This is a genomic window from Paenibacillus residui (assembly GCF_042677205.1).
GTDB lineage: Bacteria > Bacillota > Bacilli > Paenibacillales > NBRC-103111 > Paenibacillus_L > Paenibacillus_L residui.
The window spans coordinates 1-23,846 of sequence record NZ_JBHTIU010000072.1 but is presented as its reverse complement, the minus strand read 5'-3'; the positions used below and the strand labels follow the sequence as shown (position 1 = coordinate 23,846).

General features: G+C 45.5%; 21 protein-coding genes. 19 read left to right on the top strand and 2 right to left on the bottom strand.

Features of this window, described 5'->3' with window-relative positions:
• Positions 1-1,894, bottom strand: a 1,894-nt coding sequence (locus ACFQ03_RS18130; RefSeq protein WP_379289946.1) for a DNA topoisomerase 3, incomplete at its 3' end; no start/stop codon positions are given.
• A 145-nt stretch (positions 1,895-2,039) separates the two neighbouring features.
• Here ACFQ03_RS18130 and ACFQ03_RS18125 point away from each other — a divergent pair.
• The 12 genes from ACFQ03_RS18125 (at position 2,040) to ACFQ03_RS18070 (ending at position 13,589) form a co-directional block, all read left to right on the top strand.
• Complete coding sequence (locus tag ACFQ03_RS18125; protein ID WP_379289944.1) at positions 2,040-2,462, top strand: ribose-5-phosphate isomerase A; 423 nt, start codon at positions 2,040-2,042, stop codon at positions 2,460-2,462.
• 355 nt (positions 2,463-2,817) lie between these two features.
• Positions 2,818-3,828, top strand: a complete 1,011-nt coding sequence (locus ACFQ03_RS18120) for a hypothetical protein (protein ID WP_144941975.1) — start codon at positions 2,818-2,820, stop codon at positions 3,826-3,828.
• 843 nt (positions 3,829-4,671) lie between these two features.
• Positions 4,672-6,300 (top strand): glycosyltransferase family 4 protein, encoded by a 1,629-nt coding sequence (locus tag ACFQ03_RS18115; RefSeq protein WP_379289941.1) that lies wholly within the window; start codon positions 4,672-4,674, stop codon positions 6,298-6,300.
• 195 nt (positions 6,301-6,495) lie between these two features.
• A complete protein-coding gene (locus tag ACFQ03_RS18110) occupies positions 6,496-7,041 on the top strand; it encodes a GNAT family N-acetyltransferase (protein ID WP_379289939.1) in 546 nt (181 codons plus the stop codon).
• An 804-nt stretch (positions 7,042-7,845) separates the two neighbouring features.
• Positions 7,846-8,139, top strand: coding sequence for a MazG nucleotide pyrophosphohydrolase domain-containing protein (locus ACFQ03_RS18105; RefSeq protein WP_379289937.1), 294 nt, complete (start codon positions 7,846-7,848; stop codon positions 8,137-8,139).
• 71 nt (positions 8,140-8,210) lie between these two features.
• Positions 8,211-8,975 carry a MerR family transcriptional regulator gene (locus ACFQ03_RS18100; RefSeq protein WP_144940587.1) on the top strand — a complete coding sequence of 255 codons (765 nt, stop codon included), beginning with the start codon at positions 8,211-8,213 and terminating at the stop codon, positions 8,973-8,975.
• A 174-nt stretch (positions 8,976-9,149) separates the two neighbouring features.
• A complete protein-coding gene (gene rplK / locus ACFQ03_RS18095) occupies positions 9,150-9,572 on the top strand; it encodes a 50S ribosomal protein L11 (RefSeq protein WP_144940589.1) in 423 nt (140 codons plus the stop codon).
• 253 nt (positions 9,573-9,825) lie between these two features.
• Positions 9,826-10,143 carry a PadR family transcriptional regulator gene (locus ACFQ03_RS18090; RefSeq protein ID WP_379289934.1) on the top strand — a complete coding sequence of 106 codons (318 nt, stop codon included), beginning with the start codon at positions 9,826-9,828 and terminating at the stop codon, positions 10,141-10,143.
• Positions 10,144-10,156: 13 nt separating this feature from the next.
• Positions 10,157-10,798, top strand: coding sequence for a permease prefix domain 1-containing protein (locus ACFQ03_RS18085; protein ID WP_144940594.1), 642 nt, complete (start codon positions 10,157-10,159; stop codon positions 10,796-10,798).
• A gap of 32 nt (positions 10,799-10,830) precedes the next feature.
• Positions 10,831-11,436 carry a DedA family protein gene (locus ACFQ03_RS18080; RefSeq protein WP_144940596.1) on the top strand — a complete coding sequence of 202 codons (606 nt, stop codon included), beginning with the start codon at positions 10,831-10,833 and terminating at the stop codon, positions 11,434-11,436.
• A 907-nt stretch (positions 11,437-12,343) separates the two neighbouring features.
• Positions 12,344-12,667, top strand: a complete 324-nt coding sequence (locus tag ACFQ03_RS18075) for an RNHCP domain-containing protein (protein WP_144940598.1) — start codon at positions 12,344-12,346, stop codon at positions 12,665-12,667.
• Positions 12,668-12,818: 151 nt separating this feature from the next.
• The gene (locus ACFQ03_RS18070) at positions 12,819-13,589 is read left to right on the top strand and encodes an aminoglycoside adenylyltransferase domain-containing protein (RefSeq protein ID WP_379289930.1); all 771 of its coding nucleotides are present in this window, start codon (positions 12,819-12,821) and stop codon (positions 13,587-13,589) included.
• A 410-nt stretch (positions 13,590-13,999) separates the two neighbouring features.
• Here ACFQ03_RS18070 and ACFQ03_RS18065 read toward each other — a convergent pair whose 3' ends face one another.
• The gene (locus ACFQ03_RS18065) at positions 14,000-14,767 is read right to left on the bottom strand and encodes an HAD family hydrolase (protein WP_379289928.1); all 768 of its coding nucleotides are present in this window, start codon (positions 14,765-14,767) and stop codon (positions 14,000-14,002) included.
• Between the two features lie 757 nt (positions 14,768-15,524).
• Here ACFQ03_RS18065 and ACFQ03_RS18060 point away from each other — a divergent pair.
• The 7 genes from ACFQ03_RS18060 (at position 15,525) to ACFQ03_RS18030 (ending at position 23,764) form a co-directional block, all read left to right on the top strand.
• The gene (locus tag ACFQ03_RS18060; protein WP_144940604.1) at positions 15,525-17,090 is read left to right on the top strand and encodes a hypothetical protein; all 1,566 of its coding nucleotides are present in this window, start codon (positions 15,525-15,527) and stop codon (positions 17,088-17,090) included.
• Positions 17,091-17,426: 336 nt separating this feature from the next.
• The gene (locus ACFQ03_RS18055) at positions 17,427-18,116 is read left to right on the top strand and encodes an ABC transporter permease (protein WP_379289926.1); all 690 of its coding nucleotides are present in this window, start codon (positions 17,427-17,429) and stop codon (positions 18,114-18,116) included.
• Positions 18,116-18,988, top strand: a complete 873-nt coding sequence (locus ACFQ03_RS18050) for a carbohydrate ABC transporter permease (protein ID WP_144940608.1) — start codon at positions 18,116-18,118, stop codon at positions 18,986-18,988. The genes ACFQ03_RS18055 and ACFQ03_RS18050 overlap by 1 nt, the downstream gene beginning before the upstream one ends.
• Before the next feature lie 829 nt (positions 18,989-19,817).
• Positions 19,818-20,504 (top strand): phosphoribosylaminoimidazolesuccinocarboxamide synthase, encoded by a 687-nt coding sequence (locus ACFQ03_RS18045; protein WP_379289923.1) that lies wholly within the window; start codon positions 19,818-19,820, stop codon positions 20,502-20,504.
• A gap of 195 nt (positions 20,505-20,699) precedes the next feature.
• Positions 20,700-21,530, top strand: coding sequence for a helix-turn-helix domain-containing protein (locus ACFQ03_RS18040; protein WP_379289921.1), 831 nt, complete (start codon positions 20,700-20,702; stop codon positions 21,528-21,530).
• A 471-nt stretch (positions 21,531-22,001) separates the two neighbouring features.
• On the top strand, positions 22,002-22,904 hold the full coding sequence (locus tag ACFQ03_RS18035; RefSeq protein ID WP_379289919.1) for a carbohydrate ABC transporter permease: 903 nt from the start codon (positions 22,002-22,004) through the stop codon (positions 22,902-22,904).
• 32 nt (positions 22,905-22,936) lie between these two features.
• Entirely contained in the window at positions 22,937-23,764 is an 828-nt protein-coding gene (locus ACFQ03_RS18030; protein WP_379289917.1) for a carbohydrate ABC transporter permease, read from the top strand.
• The last annotated feature ends 82 nt before the right edge of the window (positions 23,765-23,846 follow it).

The following is a 23,846-nucleotide window of genomic DNA, read 5'->3' as shown; positions in this document are numbered from 1 at the left end:
GGCGCTTGCCGCTGGCAGCGCGCGAGCGGCCCTTGGCCGGCGCCTCCGGCTGCGCGAAGGCGGCTTGATCCGCCTGCGGCTGGCTGCGCACCTTGTTCACGATGTAGACGGTGAATTCCTTCACCTTCTCCATGAACGCGGTGTCGGACGCCTGGCCTCTGGCGATCTCATTCAGCCGCCGCTCCCACTGGCCGGTCATCTCCGGCGAGGTCAGCAGCTCGATGCCGGCCCCGCGGATCAGCTCCACCGCCGAACGCCCCTTCGGCTCGAGCTCGATCCGCTTGCCCTGCATTCGGATGTAGCCGACCTTCTTCAACCGCTCGATCGTGGCGGCCCGGGTGGCCGGGGTGCCCAGGCCGGAGTCCTTGATCGCTTCCCGCAGGTCTTCATCCTCGATTTGCTTCCCGGCGCTCTCCATCGCCTTCAGCAGCGTTCCTTCGGTGAACGGCTTCGGCGGCTGGGTTTCCTTCTCCTGTACCGCAGCATCGGTGCAGAGCACTCCTAGCGACTTATCCACCGAGAACGGCTTGTCCGTCTCAACTTCCTCGTTCTCCTCTTCTTTTTTACGCTTGGAGTTTTTCTTGCTATCTTCAGTGCCGGAATAGACGATCTTCCAGCCCAAATCGAGAAGCTGCTTGACGGTCGTTTTGAACGTCTCCTCGGCTACCTCCGTTATTACGGTATGCATTTTATATTGGGCCGGCGGATAGAAATGCGACAGAAAACGGCGAACGATCATATCGTACAGCTTCTGCTCGTCGGCAGACAGGCTGCCCGCTTTTTTGGCCGTGGGTAGAATGGCGTGATGGTCCTCCACCTTGGCCGGATTGCAGACATGCCGGTTATTTTTGTGAACGAAGGACCTCGCCGCCTGCTGGACAAGAGAATCGTAGTCCGTCCCCTGCAGGGAAGACAGCGCCCGGTGCATCTCCGGAATGTTCTGCTCGGTCACGTAATTGGAATTCGTTCTCGGATAAGTGATCACTTTATGCTTCTCGTAAAGAGATTGCGCCAGGTCGAGCGTTTTTTTCGCACTGAAGCCGTATTTGCCGTTCGCTTCGCGCTGCAGCAGAGTCAGGTCATACAGCCTGTAAGGATATTCGCGCGTATCCTTGATTTCATAGCTGGTTATTCTGCCGGGCCGGCCCTTGACTTTGGCCGCAATCTCATCCGCCCGTTGACGGTCGGTGATCCGTTCTCCCTGCCATTTGCCCGGATAACGTGTGCTCTCTTGGGAGAAGCCGGCCTCCACTTCATAATAGGTTAACGAACGGAAGGCTTCGATCTGCTTCTCCCGGTCATAGATCAGGGCAAGCACCGGAGTCTGCACCCGCCCGACGGACAGGAGCTCCCGATGCTTCGTAGTAAAAGCGCGCGAGCCGTTCATGCCGATCAGCCAATCGGCTTCGCTGCGGGCCCGGGCCGCCTTGGTCAAATGCTCGAATTCCGAGCCGTCTCTCAACTGGGCGAAGCCCTGACGGATCGTCTCCGGCGTGAGGTCGGAAATCCACAGCCGCTGAACCGGATGCCGAAGCTTCAGATGCTGCTGGATGAACGAGAAAATAAGCTGGCCTTCCCGTCCCGCATCGCAAGCATTGATAATGGTTCCGCACTGCTTCGCCAGGTCCGCGATCACCTTGAGCTGGGATCGGGTTTTGTAGTGAGGAATTAGCTTGAAGGTATCGGGAATGATCGGCAAATCTTCGATCCTCCATTTTTTATAGCGGACGTCGTATTTATCCGGCTCGGCCAAACCGACCAAATGGCCGATGGCCCAAGTAATGATATAGCGCTCTCCTTCGAGGTGCGTTTTTTTGTTGACGGCTTTAGGCTCAATCGCCTTGGCTATATTACGGCCCATGTCGGGCTTCTCGGCCAGAACTAACGTTTTCACGGAATCATCACCTTGCGTATGGTAAACTGCTTTTCTTGTATTGTACACCAGCCCGGACGGAGATTGGACAAATAGTTTTGCAAGCGGATAGGCGTTGAGGGGAATATACGGTAAAATGTGTCTATGCTTCCAAGGGGGTGCCGGAATGATTTTGATAAAAAAGGATATGCCCAGATTTGTCCTCTATTTGCTGTTAAAGCTGGCGGGAGCGGGATTCTGCTTGACTTTACTTTATGCATTTATACTGCAGGTTTCAGGATTCAGTACGGTTCCCGTTTTGGGCAGATTTCCACTCCCGGTTGAAGTCGTTCCTTATGGCTGGGAGGTCACCCGCCGTCAAATTAGCGAGCTGGGCTGTACCCCTCAATTGCGCCTTCGGGACGAAGTCCCCTTCCTGACGGACAATGGAAACTATATATTGGACTGCCGTTTTGCAGCTATAGAGGAGCCGCAGGGATTAAGCCATCAGTTGAATTCCATTCCGGGGGTAGTGGAGAACGGGCTTTTTGTAAACCGGACGGATCTGGTGATCGTAGGCGGGGCAAACGGCGTTTCGATAAGGATTTAAATCGTAACGAAACTTCATATCGTTAAATCGCTATTTTGAGCTTGTTTCGATTTCTAAAGAAACTGTGTATCGCTAATGTCATTTTTCCGCCTCTTTTTATCGATTTTTTCGCTTATAGCGTTACGTAGTTTCGTTACAATTCCGCCGCGCCTGTTTCTGCTTAAATAAGGCCGCACAGTTTCGCTAGATTAATATTAGGAGGAAAATTTGAAGGTACTCCCCAGCCTTATGAAGGAGTATTCATGTCAAGCATCCTCCATTTATTTGTAAAACAGAAGATTTACATTTATGGTTCGTAGCTGCCTCAAAAAGCCGTAAGTTAAGAATCAGAAGGATCAGAAGGGAGGAAGTAACCATGAACGAGGAAACTTTCTTGGCGAATTGGAGAACCATTCTTGAGAATAGAGTGGAGGAAGTTATAAGCCGTTTCCGCCGGGTTCCGGGGGTTCGGGCCCTTATTCTGGGGGGCAGTCTGGGAAGAGGGGAGCCATGGCCGCTTTCCGATATTGATATTATTCCCATATATGATATTAATCATGGAGACGAGGCTAATGAGCGGATTAAAGAGCTGCGTACAGAATCGATTCGGGAGTGGGAGCAGGCCGGCTGGAGAACGGCTTTGGACGTAGGGTCCCTTTATTTTAATGTGGAGATGGTTTCGCGCGTCATTAATTCACGACCTTCCGATCTGGATTCCCTTCTGGATAACCTCTCTTGCTATCACTGTTTGGATAAAGCCTACCAATGCCGGGTATTAGTGGACCCTGACGGGTACGGAAGCGATTTGGTGCAATGGTTTAATGCCCACCGTTTCGCAGATCAAGTGGTTTCTCTAAGAAAGAGCAAGCTGGCCAGATCCTTCTCTATCAACTTAAGCCTGCTGGAAAAATCGATAACGGAACAAGAGCGCCTGACGGCGACTTTTTACCTTAATGAAGCTGTTGAGAATCTGCGCACTTATCTGTTGGAAAGCTGGGGAGAGCGGGATCATTCTTTCGCCCGTCTGGGAACCCGTTTCGAGAGGATAGCCCGTGCTAAACAGCAAGACCATCTGGCGGACAAAATCAATAAAGTAAGGTCACTGGATGATGAGTCCGTCCTTAACAGACTGAACGTCTCGCCCGATTGGATTAAAAACCGCCATCGCCTTTCCTATAGGTGCAGACGGTCCGTGGGAGAGGAGTTGACGGAAGTTCAGGATGCCCGCGACGTGCTAAGGGTCTTCGCCAGATACGAGATAAAAAATCTGTGGCACGGGACATCCGATGCTTATCCGGAATGGCTGGGAATTATGAGCAGCATAGAAGAAGCGCGGTACGGGTATGAGAGCTTACAGCGATTAGGTGATGAGGTATTGTCTTTATAGGCAGAGCATTTTTTCGTTGTCGGAATGATGTTAAACTCTTCTTCATCCTTGACATCCCCGCCTTTTTGCAAAGGCACGTCACGAGCTAGCCCTGCCTACATCCCTTTTCGGAGCTCCTCCCCTATTTTCCCGAGAGGTAATAAACCGCAAATAGTATAGCTGCCGAGGGCTATTCCCGGCATGGATTCGTTAGAATTTCTATCCTGGGGGAGGACTACCGTAAAAATTCGTCTATTTTCGTTTTCCGCAGGTGCCGTGCAGACGGAATGGCGCGTCTAACTGGATTTTATGCAGGTAAATTGAAGTGAATGGTGCAGAGCGGCTAGACTAGATGGAAAAACTCCATTTAGTATGGAGGATTTTTGCGGATATCCCTCTTTTCGCGGATAATAGATGGACTTTTTCCACTTAGTTTCCATTATTTCGCTCCAAAGGAGCAAACTAACTGGAGGAAAGGAAATCCAGTTAGTTTTCATTTCAACCACAGACTGCAGTATCCTATCCCTCGAAACTCCCAATGTTTAACGAGTTCAATGGCCTCGAGGACATTCTTTCTGCATTTTTCTATCAATTCATCACTATATTATATTTGCTAGCAGCTAAATAAAACTCTTCTTCATCCAAAACTCGAACGTCCTCGTCTTTTTGCAAATACACATCAAGCTCATAATCATAATATGCGACCTATGATGATAAAAAAATAGTAAATTGTATATATGGTTAGTATATGCGGTAGTTGGCAGCTCGAGATGGATTGAGCATCATGCTTCCAGCTTTGAAATCGAGAAAATCCAAATACCGATTTTTGAGAAGCGGTTTACCTTGTTTAGGAGGTTACAATCCATGAACGATAATCGCCGGCCACGTATCGGAATGCTGTGGGGGGATTTTCCCTGGACGTCTGCACCCCGGAAATTAGGAAAGCTGTGGAGTATGGGGAGAGTGGCGCGGGATATCACTTATGCTTTGCGGCAAACCGCAGAGGTCGTCCCGTATTTACCGCCGGAGGATAAAACGGAGGAACGGGAAGAAATGAAGGCATTTCTGCACAGGATTGATCTTCTCTGGGCCGATGTCTATCCATCCAGCGCCCTGGCTCTGACTCTGCGCAAAGAATTGGGGCTGGGCATACCCGCCGTACTGTTCGCCGGAGGAGCGATGCCGAAGGGTGCAGAGGCGATGCTCTTTCCCTGGAGGCAGCTTCTGCATGCGAAGGATGGCATTCTATTTACCTGCCGTGCGGATCAGCAGATTTGGAAACGCCTTGTGCAGTGGAGCCATTGGCAGGAATGGGTCATTCCGCTTAGTGTGGACCAGACGGTCTTCTACCCGCGTACGGCGGACGAACGGCAAGAAACGAGAAAGCAGCTCTCGATCCAGCCGGATGCCCCGGTTCTGCTCTATGTGGGCCGGTTAAACGTGCAGAAAAATCTGCATACCCTGCTCCACCTGTTTGCCGCCGTGAAAGAACAGGTTCAGGATGCTTACCTTTGCATAGTGGGCGAGGAGGACGACATCGCGTTCGGAGAGTTTCGGGTTCGTAATACGGGCTATGTAGAATGGTTACGCGGGATTTCAGACAGCCTGCGAATCTCGGAAAGTGTGAGATGGATAGGTCCCCGTTTCGGGGAAGAACTGGCGAAAATGTACTCCGCCGCAGATGTAGCCGTAAATATGGGGTTTTACCATCGCGAAAATTTCGGGCTGTCGCAAGCTGAGGCCGCTTCATGCGGACTGCCGGTCGTCTGTACCGCCTGGGGAGGCTTCAAGGATGTGGTTCGGCATGGGGAAACCGGTTATTTCGTCGATGCCGTGCTGACCAAAAACGGGATTAGAGCAGACTGGGCCTCCGGGGCCAAAGTCCTCGTTAATCTGCTTCGGCAGCGCAGCCTCCGTGAAGAAATGGGAAGGAGAGCGGCACAATTCGCGGAGATACATTTTAGTCTTGAAGCTCTAGCGAACAATTTGCGTGGAGTGGCGTGCGAAGTGTTACCGTTCATTACTTCGTGGGGAGAGGAGGGGGCTTACGCTCCCAGTGAATTTGCAGAACGGTATGAAGCCAACAAACGGGCATCCGGATGGTACGGGGCAGGCGAACTGCAGGGAATGAAGTGGCAGCCTCCAATGTTCCAGGGGAAAGATTATGAGCTGTACGAAACGCTCATGGCCCCTTATTCCACACGTCTTGCGGAAGAATGGGGGATGGAATCGGTAACCTCCGAGCATATCCCTTATTTTGCGGCTTCCGTAACGCTAGATTCCGACCGGCTGCTGATCTTAAATGAAGATCCGATCTGGCCGCATCGCCGATTTTTAACACGGCAGGAATGGGATATTGTCCGGCATATCGATGGTATCCGTACTTTAGAAGAGATAGTCCGGCAAGCGGGAACCGAATTCTCCTCCTGCGTTCATGTCGTGTGGAGCCTGTATTTGGAAGGGTTTGTCCTTTTTATAAATAATAATTTATAAGTTTCGGGGCTCCCCGCAAAGTTTTGTATAAAGCTTTATCGAAGTAAAGCAAGAAGATCGACCGCGTTTATAGGAAGGTTTAGATGCCGACTCCGCTGGAGTGCGGACGGAATATGCTTCGAAGGCTATGTGTCACTTTGTGGGGTTATTCTAGCCCTTTGTTTAGAAGCTTGATTAGAAGGTGGGGTGACTGCAGTGAGAATAGATCCAAAAGAATTTCACGTACATAATTTACGTTATATTATAAGGTCCGCCGCAGAAGACGATGCGAAAACCTTTTCTGAAGTAAGGCTGCAGATAGATGGCGAAACCGAGTATTTGGACCGGGAACAAGGCGAAGCATTCATCGATGAATCCGGGTTTAAGAAAATCATTAAAGAGGATACGGAAAGCATCAACAGCCTGTTGTTAGTGGCTGAAGTTAATGGACGAATTGCGGGTTTTTCAAGATGTGCAGGGAACGCATTGAAAAGAACTTCGCATAAAGTAGAATTCGGAGTTTGTATTTTGCAGCAATATTGGGGATTTGGAATAGGAAAAAACTTGCTGGAAGCATCTGTTCACTGGGCGGATTCCAATGGAATCAAGAAAATTGCTTTGAATGTGCTTGAAACGAACGATAAAGCGATAAGGCTGTATAAAAAATATGGCTTTGAAGTGGAAGGTGTATTAAAAAAGGACAAGATTCTATCTGACGGAAACTACTATAACACTATATTAATGGGAAGGTTTAACGACTGAGCATCGAAAAAACCGTTTCCAACATCATCAAAAACCATATTGCCTCCCATTAGCAGCCCGGATTGTTATACTATGGCTCTGATTAGTTCATTGCTCAATAATGGGGGGAGGAACGGGATGAAAGAGCCAAGGCAAGGTAACGGAGAGCAGCCGGGACGTTCTGATGGGGAAAACGGTTCAGCACGAGATGCAGGATCTCGTACGGGATTCGGAAACTATATCAACCCGGAATCAGCCAATGACTCGGTGAATAGCTATTGAAGTTGTGCAGCTAGAATACGACATCAACCATAAGGTTATGGTTTCGTTGGAACCTGGGAACTACCTTGAAAATCCGTCTATTTTCATTTTCTGCTGGTGTCGTGCAAACGGAATGGCGCGTCTAACTGGATTTTATGCAGGTAAATTGAAGCGAATGGCGCAAAGTGACTAGACTAGATGGAAAAACTCCATTTAGAATGGAGGATTTTTGCTGATATCCCCCTTTTTGTGGAAAATAGATGGACTTTTTCCATTTAGTTTTCGTTTTTCATCTAGAAGGAGCAAACTAACTGGATGAAATCCAGTTAGCTATCCGACACCCAACGGGGAACCTCAGTCGGATTAAGCACCTATGCACCCAACGGGGAAGCCAGTCGCACCTATGCACCTAAATGGGGAAGTGCCCCCGGTCAGTTTATTCTAAGCGCCTACGCACCTGAAGTAGCAGCACCAATCGGACTATTTGCTATGTGAAAAAGCCGGCTCATTCAACTGGGCGGTTATCAGCAAGAACGGCAACTTATTTGAAATGGAGGCTGCAGGATGAAGCAGGAACTTACCCTATCTTATCTTCAACAGTATATTAAGCAATTCGATTACCGCCCGGATAAGAAGACCGACTATTTTCTTAAGCTGACAGAGGAAGTTGGCGAATTAGCCGAAATGATAAGAAAAGATTCGCGCTGCTCTGCAACTGGAAATATTAAAGGTACTATAGAAGAGGAATTAAGCGATGTATTGTACTATGTTATAGCTCTGGCGAATGTTTACGAGATTGATCTGGAGAAGAGCTTCCTGCTGAAGGACGAATGGAACAAAAAGAAATGGAACAGATAAAAGTTTAGCTAGAAGTATTGACCTTTACGTTACGTAAAGGTGTAGAGTGGATATTGTCAGGAGGTGAGCCAATGGAATACACAGTACAGAAGCTTGGCAGATTGGCGGGCGTCAGCTCACGGACACTGCGTTATTACGATGAGATCGGCATTCTGAAGCCGGCCCGGATCAACTCCTCGGGGTACCGCATTTACGGGAAGAAGGAAGTGGACAGACTGCAGCAAATTTTGTTCTACCGGGAATTGGGCGTCGATCTGAATTGCATTAAAGAAATTGTTACATCTCCGACTTTTGACGCAGGGAGTGCTCTTCGGGAGCATCATCAGAAGCTTCTGGAGAAGAGAAAACAGTTAGATATGCTGATTGCCAACGTAGAGAAAACGATGGCTTGGCAGGAAGGGAGAATCGAAATGAAAGATCAGGAAAAATTCGAAGGCTTCAAGCGGCAGCTGGTTGAAGAGAACGAGAAGAAATATGGCAAGGAGGTGCGCGAGAAATACGGTGATGAGACGGTGGACAGGTCCAACCGGAAGATGATGAATATGTCGCAGGAAGAATATGACGAGACCATGCGTCTTGCGGAGGAAATTACCGATGTTCTGGCCGAAGCCGTTCGAACTGGAGATCCTGCCGGAGAATTGGCGCAGAAGGCTGCCGCATTGCATAAACAATGGCTAATGTTTTATTGGGATGACTACAGCCCGGAGGCTCATGCCGGCCTGGCTCAAATGTATGTGGATGACGAACGGTTCACCGCTTATTATGATAAAAAGCAGCCGGGAGCCGCCAAATTTCTGCGAGATGCCATTCATATATACACAGGGATCCAAAAGTGACTGTGGTTCGAATCTTCACGGAAGATTCTGAGTGAACAGCCAAAGGGACAGCGAAACAGTCCAATACGGGAGTGCTCACCCGGGGATCTGTTCTTGACATTAACGTTACGTAAATCTTTATACTCGAGTTTGTCAGACGATTCCTAATAGTTAAACAAAGAAAGGTGAGCACATATGGCTAAAGAAGTAATACGGATAGTAAAACTGGCGCTGGAGGCAGGGAAAGCGAACCCCGCCAGAGTGGGAAAGGATCTCGCCCCGACCGGCATCCATTTGATGCAGTTTTGCACACAGTATAATGAATTGACCAAAGGCAAGCCGGGCCAGGTCATTCCTGCAGAGATCAAGGTGTACGAGGACCGGTCGTTCGATATTACGTTAAAAACACCGCCGGCCTCTTTCCTCCTCAAGCAGTTCGCCGGAATAGAGAAGGGATCGGCCACCCCGGGCCGTACCATCGCCGGGTCCATTACCCGGGACGAATTGCGGCAAATTGCAGAGATCAAGCTGCCTGACCTGAATACGACTAACTTGGAAAGCGCCATGCGAATCATTGCCGGCACAGCCAGGAATATGGGGATCCGTATTGAGGATTAGAAAGATATTCTATTTCCGGAAGTTAAGGCAGAAGGCGCACATATTCCAACTATTAAAGGCTTCAGCAAAAGTAATTTTGCCGGAGCCTTTTTTGATTCCCCTAATGCCGATAATAGAGCGCTCCATCATATATATTCCGTTGATAATCAATAAAAAAAATAACTAATGTTAAAGAGTACCTTGTTATATTAAGTAAAATAACTTACAATAACAATGTACTTAATAATGTTAAGTAATCGATTGGATGTGTATGATGTTGAATAAAGAATTGCTGAAAGGAAATATCGATCTTCTCATCCTTTCTGTAGTAAAGGAGAAAGAGAGTTACGGCTATGAAATCTCTAAAACGATTAAGGAAAAAACGGAGGGTGATTTTGAAATTCAAGAAGCAACATTATATTTATCGCTAAAAAGGTTGGAAAAGCAGGGCGCCATATCCTCTTCCTGGGGAAATGAAAGTCATGGCGGAAGGCGCAAATACTACGCGATTACAGATGAAGGGATTCGACTACTGGATAATATTATAGAAGATTGGAAGAAGGTCTCTGAAATAGTTAAACGATTTTTATAAGGGGGGGCAATCAATGAGTCCACAGATTCGGAAACTTTTCAGTCTCTGTGATGTTAAATATGGGTGGGTATTGCTCGGTTCATCCGCACTATTTGGAATATCCAATTATTTTGACCAAACCTATATAAACGATCCGATATGGGTACATATTAGTTATTGGTTTTCGTTTGCGATTGCGGTTCTTTGGGGCGTGCTGAACTATATCAGCCACGTTCGCTTGAACAGTATGTACAAGAAACAAAATGACATACAGAAGTACGTAAATCAATTGGCCATGAGCGAAGAGGATAAACTGGAGCTGCAAACATATTTAGAAGATTATGTCCAGGATTTGATTCAACAAGGTAAAACCGAAGATGAGGCTGCGAGGGAAGCTATTAATCAGTTCAAGGTCAAAGAATTTTTATCATTATCTAAAAATACAATGTTCTTCAATTTGAGTGCCCATTATTATTTAATCGGTTGGACAACGATAACCGTGATTTCTATTATTTTGGCCTGGTTATTGGAGACGGCATTATTTCCGGATTCGTTAGTGATCGAAGCTGTGGAAAATGTATTAGCCGCTTATAGTATTGGGCTGCTTGGAATGTTTTTCTTATATAAATTGATCGATGCCGCTATTTATCAAAAGTTTAAAGAGGTATTTGAATAAAACTATTTGTGACCAGTGGAAGGAGCAGGTAAATGGAGAATTGGATAACAAATATAATGGAGCAATTCGGATATATAGGGATTTTCATGTTGATAATGTTGGAGAATCTGTTCCCTCCGATTCCTTCCGAAGTTATTTTAACGTTCGGAGGTTTTATGACAACTTATACAAATTTAAGTGTATTCGGTTTAGTCGTAGCTTCCAGCGTCGGATCGGTGGCTGGGGCCATCATTCTCTACGGTATTGGGTTACTTTTAGATGTTAGAAGACTGGAAAAAATTGTTGAGAAATGGGGATCTATTCTTAGACTGACGAAGAAGGATATTCATAAAGCGAATGATTGGTTTTCAAAATATGGAGCTTGGACGGTATTTTTCTGCCGTTTCATCCCTTTAATCCGAAGCCTGATCTCTATTCCAGCCGGAATGGCACATATGAATTTCGGAATTTTTGTACTATTAACAACTCTGGGAACGGTTATTTGGAATGTTGTCCTAATTAATATTGGCGCCGCAGTCGGGGGGTCATGGGGAACCATTGTAGGTTTTATGGATATGTACTCAAATGCAGTATACATAGTGCTGGCATTGCTGCTTATCGTGTTCGCCGTTTTGTTTATCAGAAAAAGAGTGAAATAGCGTCCAGTGTACGCTCTCCCTATGCTTCAAAGAGATGTGCATCGTAAAAAATCCAAGAAAAGGAGGCTAAATGGCTAAAATCAAATGCACTTTGGTATGTCTTCGGCCCATTTAGACTAAAATCATTCAAAGACCTGCACTTTCGCCTGTCTTTGTCGTTTGTTCATCACTCTACGATTCGCAAAGTTCAGATTAACTTAGATAGAGAAAAATTCAATCTGTTGGAGCTGCTAAAGGAACAGAAGATATGGTGAGAATAAAATGGAAAATCCCGGGGAAATAAACTATTGATTTCTAGTTGGTGAAAATGATTAACTGTATTTCATGCAGTTAAATTCAAGCGATTGGTGGAAAGCGATTAAAGTAAATGGAAAAACTACATTTAGATTAAAGACATTTTGCCGAAATGGCCTTTTTTGCACTAACTAGCTGTAGTTTTTCCATTTAGTTTCCGTCTTTTCGCTCCAGAGGAGCAAATGTATGAAATCCAGTTAAGCGTCCAAGGCGGAAAAGCGCCCTTGGTGAGGGGTATTTTATTGGTATAATGTTTTCGAGTGGCATGAGGGGAAGGGTGTGCTGCGTATGTTAATGAAGAAATCGATGCAAGTCCTGTAGGGGACGAAGCCAAAGTCAGTGACTTCAGACAAACACCTACTGGTGGAAGGTGGGGGAAGACCCTGTCTTACAGTGGCTGAGACAATTTCTATAAAATCAGTCGTGGTCCGGATTTGGAGATGAAACAGGCTGCAATGAAGCGGGAACCAGAAGTAATCGCGGGTCCTAAAGATTTGCGGTGAATCGGTCACTCGTCTGGCAGAAGCCTGAGGCTCATCCTGGATGAGAAGAATCGAACGGAACCCTGATTCCAAACAGATCTATATGTTTTAAGATCTGGGAGGAGAAGGGCTTGAATCGAGATGCACAAAATCAATCCTTTGTATGTAATCATTGCGGGAAACATGTATATGCATTGACTAACGGTAGCTATAGGAATCACTGTCCATACTGCCTCTATTCCATGCATGTAGATATTCTACCGGGAGACCGAATGCAAACCTGTCGCGGGTTGATGAGGCCCGTCGGTGTTATTTTCCATTCAAAAAAAGGATTGCAGCTTCTGCATGAATGTGTGAAGTGCGGAGATAAAAAAGCAAATGTTGTTGCTCAGAACACGGTACAAGAAGACAATTATGAGTTAATCCTTCAATTGATGAAACATCATAATCTATGAAATAACTACCATACTCCTCATGCCACGAATAGATAAAACTTCCACTAGGGATTAGTTACTCAGATTGCTGAGACGTTCCAGCCGCCCGTCTCGTATAATGCATACCGTAGAGATTATGTTTACAAATAAATCTTGTAAAGCAGGGATTGTTATGAAGCTGCCCGCCGATTTAGACGGCATCATTCAGTTGTTCAGGAGAGAGATGACGGATTCTTTGGTAGGCCTCTATCTGCACGGTTCTATGGCCATGGGATGTTATCACCCGGCTCATAGCGATATAGATTTGCTGGTGGTCATTAAGAACAAGCAGCCCAGGGAGACTTATCGGAGAATAGCACAACAGCTTATGGCGGAAGAGGAGCGGCTAGGGGTCAAGGGTATTGAGCTAAGTATTGTACTGGAGTCTGTAACCCGGTGCATGGTTTACCCGACTCCGTTTGAATTTCATTACTCGCCATCCCACAAGGAGAGATATGCCTCCGAGGATAACTATGTTTGCGGCGATGCGGTTGACCCCGATTTGGCTGCTCATTTCGGCGTGACCTGTCAGCGAGGAATTTCCCTGTACGGGAAACCGGTCCGCGAAGTATTCAAGCCTGTGGACAGGACATGCTTTCTTCAATCGATAAAATTTGATGTGGATCAGGCTTTAGAGGAAATTGTCAATCATCCGGTGTATTATGTTTTGAACTTGTGCAGGGCTCTTCTGTTTCTGGAAAATGGCTCGATCGCCTCGAAGAGAGAAGGCGGTGAATGGGCGATGAAAGCTCTGCCTCTCGTATATGCTGCTGTAGTCGACCCATGCCTGGCCCATTACAACGGGAACCTGAATAAGTTGGAGCTTAGCCAACCGCAGCTGGTCGATTTCGCAAAATATATGCTGGAGAGGATCGAAAGCCAACAGCTTTCGCAGGAAAGTTAGCCGTTACAGGCTCGAAGTTCCTGCATCCAAGAACCAAGACCATCAAAAGTGCATGTCTTTGTCCGGGATTCCGGCAAAGCTCGGTAAAGACGAGCAAAAATGCATGTCTATCTCCGAAAAATTCCGGAAATCGGCCAAATATCCGAATTTACCTGCACTTTTGTCTGTCTTTTGCTGATTTTGGTTAAAATCCTTAAAAAGACCTGCATTTTTGCATTAGATCAAGATAAAGAAGCCGCCGGTCATCACTTGCCCTGCTCCTTGCCCCAAATTGGGGGTGGTTGCATGGGCTGCATCGCCGAGCAGAACAATCTTTGCAGGGGGGATTTAGCGATTTCGAGATTATAAATCAAGACGATGTCGAACCTCAAGGTGATTTTCCTAGGAGTCTTTCGAATGGGAGAACGTTCTCAAGACGGGTTCGTTAACTCTATATCCAGCAACTCCCGGATCGAATAGATAACGACTTTCGGCAGATAGTTTTCTTCAGGAACCAACTCTCCATACTTTTTTTGCTGAAAAACGGTCTTTAAATAATCTTTCTGTTCAACCCTTCTATCGGGCGAGATCCGTCTTACGGCCTCCGGCATCTGATGATCGATCAAAATCGATAAGGCCCCCAACTGGTTGGCAAAGTACACATCATGATCCAACCGATCCCCTACATGAGCGATGATTTCCCCTTCCTCCAGCAGCCGATCCGCCATTTTAATTTCCGGCTTGCAGTACCCGGTATTACAAGGGGTTATAATTTTATCAATATACGTTACTAATTGAATCGTTTCCATGACAGGAACTTGGTATTTATAAAAGCCGTTCGTCACGACGCCGAGTAAATATCCTCTACTTTTTAATTCTTCCAAGACGGTTAAAGCATCGTTTTCCAACAAGTAGACTTTAGGATCAACTGCATGTTTTTGAACTATTTCAGCAATATCGATGGTAATCGGTATATTTTTCTCAACTAAAATTTGTTTCAAAATATCATCCCAGTCATAAGCGGCCGCATCTTGCGCTTGCTCCAGCCGTTTTCTATGTTCTTTTTTTATTTCTGGGAGAATTCCATCCTTTAATTCCAGATGGGGGGCTACAAGACGATCAATCTCCGGAAAAACCCATTTTGAGAAGGGATTTTGCATGAGGGTTTCGTCGAGATCGAATGTAATATACTGATGCATCTATTACTCACCTCATCGATATAGATTTTAGTCCTGTACACAAACGATACAAGGTTTATATTTATTTCCAATACGTTCTAAATCAACTTTCCACCCCGAAAATTACTCTGAATAGTTCATTCACCATAGGGAGCCTAAATTCCTTTTAATAGACAATACAATTGATTATTCGACATTCAATGACATACGGAAAGCAGGCGAAAACCGCTAAGGAATCATTAAGTAAGCGCTTGCGATAGAGTTGAAGTAATGGTATACTTTGGAAAAATTATAGTTCATCATAACAGATTACGGTAAGAAAGAAAAGAAAGGAATAGCTGCCAATTCGTTTTAAAGTGGTCTTAATTAAGTGGAAATTAGGGGGGATAGCATTAATTGAAATAGAAATATATGTACTTCTGATGTGACATCTTTATCTAGCTGTTATTCTAGCGATCCTTCCGTTGTTCAAACGTTATTTTTGTGTTTTCTATCTGTTTTCAGATGACCCGCTATGCTGCAACCCCAATAGAATGTTTTCTACATCAGACCTCCAAGCTAAGCCATCTACGTTTATACTTGCTCTTGATCCATTGATTCTACACAACTTTCAGCTAAAATTTACAGTCCTAATTGCTTCTATTCGAAGCGGGGTTCTTCAAAAATAGTGGAAAATAATTAATAAAAATACAAAAGCTGGCGAAATCTTTTGATTCCATGATTCTTTCCGGCTTATTCCATTTATGAATTTCATATGACCAAACAAGGAGGTACTCTAGTGAGAAAAATTGCTTATTTATCTCTTACCTTTACGTTTTTTGTCATTATGATTATGGGTTGCTCTAAAGATTCCGGTGCAAGAGAACCTGGTGGCAAGCAGGTCGATGACGGTTCCAAAAGATTGAAGATCTCGATGATCGTACCTGTGCAGCAGGGAGGGGGTTGGGAGGACAAGAATCACCCGACCATTAAGTATGTTGAAGACAAATTTAATATTGACTTGGATATCCGCTGGGTACCAGGGGGCAATGATTATAAAAATACGTTGAACAGTCTGGCCGCCTCCAAAGATTTACCGGACATGTATTATGTAGATGAGCCCGTTAATTTTAGAAAATGGCAGAAGAGCGGAGCTTTTGTTGATTTGAAGCCGTATTTGGAAGAATTCCCCGCATTAGCAAGCGAATTCCCGCAGGATGCAATGGAAGTGTTTAATGAACCGGGGAAAATATACGGATTCCCGAAATATACGATGAAATATAGCAACGCTCTATGGGTTCGCAAAGATTGGCTGGACAAATTGGGTATTCCCATTCCAAGCCCCGAGGAATTTACGATAGATAAGTTCTATGAAATCTCAAAAGCTTTTGTCGAACAAGATCCGGGCGGAAATGGAAAAGGCGGTACCGTTGGTTTCACCAATGAATTTGGAACATCGACCGGTTTGGGCAAGAGCCGGAATGCCTTTCTGCAAGCGGCTTATGGGATTGCCTATGAATGGAAAGAGCAGGACGGCAGATTAGTAAAAATGGAGGAGCAAAACGAAGAATGGAAGGGCCTCTTAACCTTTTTAAGTAAAGCTTATCAAGAAAATGTATTCGATCATAATTTCGCTACGAATGTTGGAAGCGATATTGTGGCCTTGGTGGAAGGAAATAAAATCGGTTGGGAGATCGCAGGGCCCAGCACAATTAAAAAGAGAGAAGAAGCCTTGAAGAAAATTGTCCCCGAGGCGGAATTCGTTATGATTCCTTATCCACCCAAAGGGCCTAAAGGCGAATCGGGCTTGTTGGTAACGGTACAAGGGCGAGGAAAGCTCGTTTTGAATGCCAAAATGGAAGAGGAAAAAATTTATCGGATTTTAGAATGGCTCGATTGGTGGATTACGGAAGAAGGGACTACCGTGATGAAAGATGGTCCCGAAGGAGAGATTTGGGAGAAAAATGCGGATGGCAAAATTGTCCTGACGGAAAAAGGAAAGCAGTATGAGGAACAAATCAGTCTGTTGAATAACTGGCTATTCCGCGCTGCCGATGACAATTTTAATATTCATGGCTGGACTCCGGAAGAAGAACAATACGATGCCGAATTTCAGAAGGCGGTCGATCAATATCCTTCTGAATGGAGAGATGCGGGAGATCCTTACACGATTGACTCTCCCACATTCCAAGATCGTTCCAAAGATCTTGCGGCAAAGTTCAATGAGGGGATTGCCAATATCATCGCCGGAAGAAAACCTGTTGACTATATAGATGAGGTGATTGCTCGTTGGAAGGCAGACGGCGGAGATAAGATAATCCAAGAAGTGAACGACTCTTATCAGAAGCAAAAAGCAGCAAAATAAGGGGAAGGGCATCTCGCCCTTCCTTGTTATAAATGAAGCGAGGGAGTAATGCGGCGAATGAACATGAGGACAACGAATAAATCAACATTAACTGCAGGAACCCCACAAGCATCGATACGTCCCCTAAAGACCAGGTTCAACCTTAAACGTACTTGGCCTATTTATATGATGATCTTGCCGGGCTTTTTATTTTTTATCATTTTTAAATACATTCCAATGGCCGGGATTATGATAGCCTTTCAAAATTATGATCCCTTTCTGGGCTTTTGGGGCAGCAAGTGGGTAGGATTCGAAAACTTTGAGAGACTTTTTACGACCAGGGATTTCTGGCCTTTAATGGCGAACACGATGATCCTGAGCGCTCTCGATATTGTATTTTTCTTCCCGATGCCGATTATATTAGCCGTTTTATTAAATGAAGTAAGAATAAAGTGGTTTAAAGTGATGACACAGACGATCTTTTATGCACCGCATTTTCTATCTTGGGTCGTCATTGTGGCCATAACCGTTGTATTATTTGCAACGCGGGACGGAGGAATCAATATCCTTCTGAGAGATTTAGGGTTCAATACCATTGAGCCTTTAACAACACCAGGCGGTTTCCGAATTACTTGGATATTACATAATATTTGGCAAGGAACCGGTTGGGGAGCGATTATTTTCTTGGCGGCAATCGCCGGGGTAGATCCCAATTTATATGAGGCGGCTTCCATCGATGGAGCCGGACGGCTGCGGCAAATTTGGCATATTACTTTACCGGCCATACGCGGTGTGATCATTATTTTATTTATTTTACGATTAGGTTCATTCATGGATATCGGGTTTGAACATGTTTTATTATTGCAGAACCCGTTAAATATGCAGACTTCCGACATATTCGATACGTTTATTTATCGGACCGGTATATTAATGGGGAATTTCAGTTTTACTACAGCAGTAGGAATGTTTAAAGGAATTATTGGTCTTATCCTGGTTGTCGGAGCCAATAAAGCGGTTAAAAAACTCGGGGAGGAGGGAATTTTTTAATGGCAGGGCATAACCCTCAAGGACGAAATGTATTCCTGGATATAGTTGTTTATAGCTTGCTCATCATTGGGTTGATCATCATTATTCTCCCGATCCTCTACGTTGTGATGACCTCATTTGCAACGGAAAAGGAATATTTAACCCGCGGTTTTTTTATCTTTCCGCGTGAATTTACTTTGGAAGGCTACCAGTATTTATTGAAGAATAATTCTTTCTTGAGAGCGTTTAAGAATGCGGTTGAAATTACAGTCATAGGTACCTTCATTAATATATCAATTACAACTTTAATGGCTTACGGTTTATCCAAAAAATTTATTAAAGGGCGTTCGTTTCTAAATTTCATCGTTGTCTTCACAATGATCTTCTCAGGCGGGATGATTCCAACTTATTTAGTTGTGGATAGTTTGGGACTTTTGAACACCTATGGGGCACTCTGGTTATCCACGGCGATCGCACCGTTTAATTTGATCGTGATGCGCGGCTTCTTCCTTAGACTTCCTGATGAACTATTTGATTCCGCGCGGATTGACGGGGCTGGGGAATGGCGCATTCTTTTCTCCATTGTGCTTCCTCTTTCCAAGGCGGCGATTGCAACGTTCACTTTATTTTACATGGTCTCCAATTGGAACACGTATTTCCATGCCATTCTTTATTTGCACGATAATAATAAATGGCCTTTGCAAGTTTTCTTGAAATTGATGCTTGTTGAGGGGGATGCTGATTTTGCACAGCAGGAAATGCAAGGCGTCAACTTCACTCACTCGGCAAGAATGGCGGCCATTCTAATAACAGCCGTTCCGCTGTTATGCGTCTACCCCTTTCTCCAAAAGCATTTTAACAAGGGGATGCTGCTTGGCTCTATGAAAGGTTAAAATTTAGGGTCGTTAAGTGTCAATAAGCCCTCACCCTTCAATAGATGCGAGCTGGCTTCGAGCGAAACGAAGATTTAGAGAAGGTAATGGACTATTTAAAGTCAGGACAGTATGCCTGCCATTTGGATATGGACAGTTTACTGCGGGATATATCTTTATATGTCAGGAAGGAAGCCGAGTTGTTCTGAGTAAGAGTCTATGTGGACGGGAAGGTTTGGAAGAAAGATTGAGGAAAGTTCATACCCGAAATAGATAGCTCACTACTGTTATTTTCATGATGCTTCATAGTTTCTCCGGCACTTTGGACCAAGCTTCGGCTTCCGTGCGCTGGATTCGGTTGAGCCACCTCTTTGCCGATACGGATCCAATTCGGACAAGACATCATCAAGCAAGAGAACAGGCTATTCTCCCGGTTCTTCGTGAATCAACTCGTGCCCGGCCGGCTTCAAGGAAAGTGCGGCCATTTCCCGGAAACGGTTGATCCTATGCATCCAAGACCAGCAAAAGTGCACGTCTTTTTGCGGGATTCCGGCAAAAGTCGGAAAAGACGAGCAGAAATGCATGTCTTTCGCTGCAAAATTCCGAAAATCGGCCAAATGGGCAAATTTACCTGCACTTTTGTCTGTCTTTCGCGGGTTTTGGCTAAATTCCTGAAAAAGACATGCATTTTTGCATTAGACTCGCCATTCCGTTTGCACAGGTGACCGCCAGAGCCAAAACAACGCTATAAGAGTTTTTTATAGGGGATGTAAAATGAATGCACATTGGTGCCCGTATCAAATCATGATATATTTATAGGTATAATTTGATGTCAGAAAGGATCGTAACCATGAAGCTTATCTATACGGGAAAAACCAAAGATGTCTACGCGCTGGAAGATGGGAACTACTTGCTAAGATTTAAGGATGACGTTACAGGAGAGAACGGAGTGTTTGATCCCGGGGCCAATACGGTTGGCTTGACGATGGAAGGAGCCGGCAAAGCGGGACTCCGGTTGACCAAATACTTCTTTGAACGGTTACAGGAGAAAGACATCCCTACTCACTACGTAGAGGCTAATATCGAGGAAGCCACCATGACGGTAAAGCCTGCTTCGGTATTCGGCAAGGGATTGGAGGTCATTTGCCGTTACAGGGCGGTTGGCAGCTTCCTTCGCCGCTATGGTCTGTATGCCGAAGAAGGGCAGCCCTTGGACGCCTTCGTCGAGGTTACGATTAAGGATGATGAACGCCAGGACCCGCCGATTTCCGAGGATGCGCTGGATATGCTCGGGATTCTCTCTACAGCGGAATATAAGGTGTTGAAAGAGCTGACCCGGTCCATTGCCGATGTAGTCAAAACCGAACTGGCTGCCAAAGGAATGGAGCTGTATGATATCAAACTGGAGTTTGGCCGGATCGGACAAGAAGGTCAAATCGTACTGATTGACGAGATTTCCGGCGGAAATATGAGAGCTTACAAGGACGGCAAGTACGTGGAGCCGTTAGAACTCACCAGATTAATGCTTGAAGGTTAAGCCAGGCCGCATGGTGTCAAAATGCGAGAGATAAGAGGAGAGTCCGGGAAGGGGCTTTCCTCTTTATTGCTTTAAGCGGATAATAAATCGAATGAACTCAACTTCCGGTTGAGTTTTGCGCAAGATCAAACAAGAGGTTATTGTGCGCTCCCGGCAACCTTAATAAACTAGAAGTGATGAAGGAGCGTGACAAGAATGAAGGATAAGCTTGCCCGAAATATAAGCATATATCGCAAAGAAAAAGGATTGACCCAAGAGGCGCTCGCCCAGAAGCTGGGGTTGACGTATCAGGCGGTCTCCAAGTGGGAGAATGCCCAGACGATGCCGGACCTGTCCCTGCTGCCGGCGCTGTCCCAAGTATTGGAGGTCAGTATCGATAAGCTTCTGGGATATGCTTACCAGGATAAGAAAATTACGATTTACGAAGAGGAATATAAAACCCCGGAATATTATTGGGGGCTGGAGCCGTCCCGAATGTGTTACCGTGTCCTGGAGCTCCTGCCTCCGACCAAACACCTTCGATTGCTGGACATCGGCTGCGGAGAAGGGAAGGATGCCGTGTTCTTCGCCCGCAACGGCTATGACGTCACGGCACTGGATATTTCTGATGCCGGGCTGGATAAGACGAAAAGGCTCGCCGACAAAATAGGAGTGCCCATTAAAGTATTGAAGGCCGATATTTTGGATTTCCGCCTGGACTCCAATTACGACATCCTCTTCTCGAGCGGGGTCCTGCACTACATCAAGCCGGAATACCGTGAGGAGATCTTCGGCAATTATAAACAATTTACGAACACGAACGGCATTCATGTCTTTAATGTGTTTGTCAATAAACCTTTTATCGCTCCCCCTCCCGAAAAGGAGCCCAACGCTTACAAATGGCATTCCGGCGAACTGCTCGGGTATTACCATGACTGGCTCATTCCGGACAGCTCCGAAGTCGTTTTTGATTGCAACTCTTCGGGAATCCCTCATAAGCATGCGATGACAAAAATGATAGCTCAGAAAGTTTCCGAGATTAAATAAACAATACAAGGGCCTCCATTTTTGCAGGCTCTTTTGTGGGGTTTTTACAGGGCTCCCCGCAAAGTACTGTATAAACCTTTATCGAAGCAAAGCAAGAAGAACGACCGCGTTTAGAGGAAGGTTTAGACGCCGACTCCGTTGGAGTGCGGACGGAATAAGCTTCGAAGGTCATACATCACTTTGTGGGGTTTTGCAGGGCTACGTTAGGAGCTTTTTTTACTTTTGCACCTGAATTTCCGCAAAGGGGCTAATGCCGCTTGTCTGAACTGGCCTTTCCTGCCATTAGTGAGATTGGAATCTCATTCTGTAATCGTTAGGCGACATTCCGCTAAAGTTTTAAACAGCCTTTTCCTCCCCCCATTCAAACATCCATTGTATAAATGCATTACATATTATAGATTTGTATTATTTTGTTCAAATTCCCTCTGGATACAATAAGAACATGACGCAACAAAGAGGGAGAGTGATCATATGACGAATGCCTTGAAAGTATCGAAGCGCAAAAAATTCAGGGAAGGGCTATGGGGATACGCATTCATATCGCCGTGGCTGATCGGCTTATTTGTGTTAACGCTTATTCCAATGGGACAATCGTTATATTTTTCATTAACGAATTACCACCTATTGGAAAGTCCCCGGTTTATTGGTTTGGGCAATTATGAAGAAATCTTTATGAATGACAAAACATTCGTGCAAGCGATAAAAGTAACCTTCATCTATGTATTGGTATCCGTTCCGTTGAAGCTGGCGTTTGCCTTGGGTGTGGCTATGCTTTTGTATAAATCTATCAAAGGGATGTCGTTATTCCGCGCCGTCTATTATTTGCCTTCTTTAATAGGAGGCAGTGTGGCAATTGCAGCGATCTGGCGCAATTTGTTCGGATACGATGGATTGGTCAATAAGGCGCTGGGTGCATTCGGTATACCGGCAACGGATTTCATCAATATGCCGAACACCTCCTTATCTACGCTTATTATTTTGTCGATATGGCAATTTGGTTCTTCCATGGTCATCTTCCTAGCCGGATTAAAGCAAATTCCGAATGACTTATATGAAGCAGCGGCAGTAGACGGCGCTTCTAAAGTTCGGATTTTCTTTAAAATGACGCTGCCGATGCTGACGCCTATCATTTTGTTTAATATGGTCATGCAGACGATCAATAGCTTCCAAATGTTTACGCAGGCTTTCGTTATTACAAAGGGCGGCCCGATTGATTCTACTTTGGTTTATGCCTTGTATTTATATCAAAAGGCGTTTGTTTTCTACGATATGGGCTATGCCAGCGCGCTGGCATGGATTTTACTCGCGATTATCGGTGTGGTGACGCTAATTATTTTTGGCACGTCGAAAAGATGGGTCCATTATGAAAACTAATGCGATAAGCAGCAAGAAGGAGGAACCAGGCGATGCCCCATACGAAGCTATGGACTAAATATATCGTACTGATTGCAGGCAGTATTGTGATGATTTACCCCATCCTGTGGCTGTTTGGCAGCTCAGTCAAATCGAATGCGGATATGAGCAGCACACGTTTATTTCCAACTCATTTGGAGTGGCAAAATTTTGTGGACGGATGGAATGCCATACCCGGATTTACTTTCGGACATTTTTTTATGAATTCCTTTTTGATCGCGGGGCTGTCGGTTATCGGCACGGTGCTGTCGAGTTCGCTCGTTGCATACGGATTTGCACGAATCCAATTCCCGCTCAGAAATTTTTGGTTTGCCATTCTTATGGTTACGCTAATGCTTCCAACCCAAGTCACCTTGGTGCCGCAGTATATTTTATTTAAAAATCTGGATTGGGTTGGCACCGCGCTTCCGATTATTGTCCCTCACTTTTTGGCGGTAGGGCCATTCTATGTGTTTCTCATTAATCAATTTATACGCGGTATCCCGAAAGATTTGGATGAATCGGCCAAGATAGATGGCTGCTCGCAGCTTGGCATTGCGTTTCGAATCGTGCTGCCGCTGTGCATGCCGGCTATTATTACTTCAGCCCTGTTTTGCTTCATCTGGACATGGGATGATTTTATGGCACAGATACTCTATCTGACGGATACTGCGAAGTATACGGTGCCGCTCGCCCTTCGTCTGTTTCTGGATAACTCTTCCGCCGTTACCTGGGGGCCCATGTATGCGATGAGCGTGCTGTCCATTTTACCTTGCTTTCTTATTTTCATGTTCTCCCAAAAATATTTTGTGGAAGGGATCGCTACAACGGGGATCAAATAGATTCATTGTATACATTTACTGGACAGTGAAAAGTTCTTGTCGAAAAATTCATGGGAATAAAGGTTAAAGGTGCATACAGGAA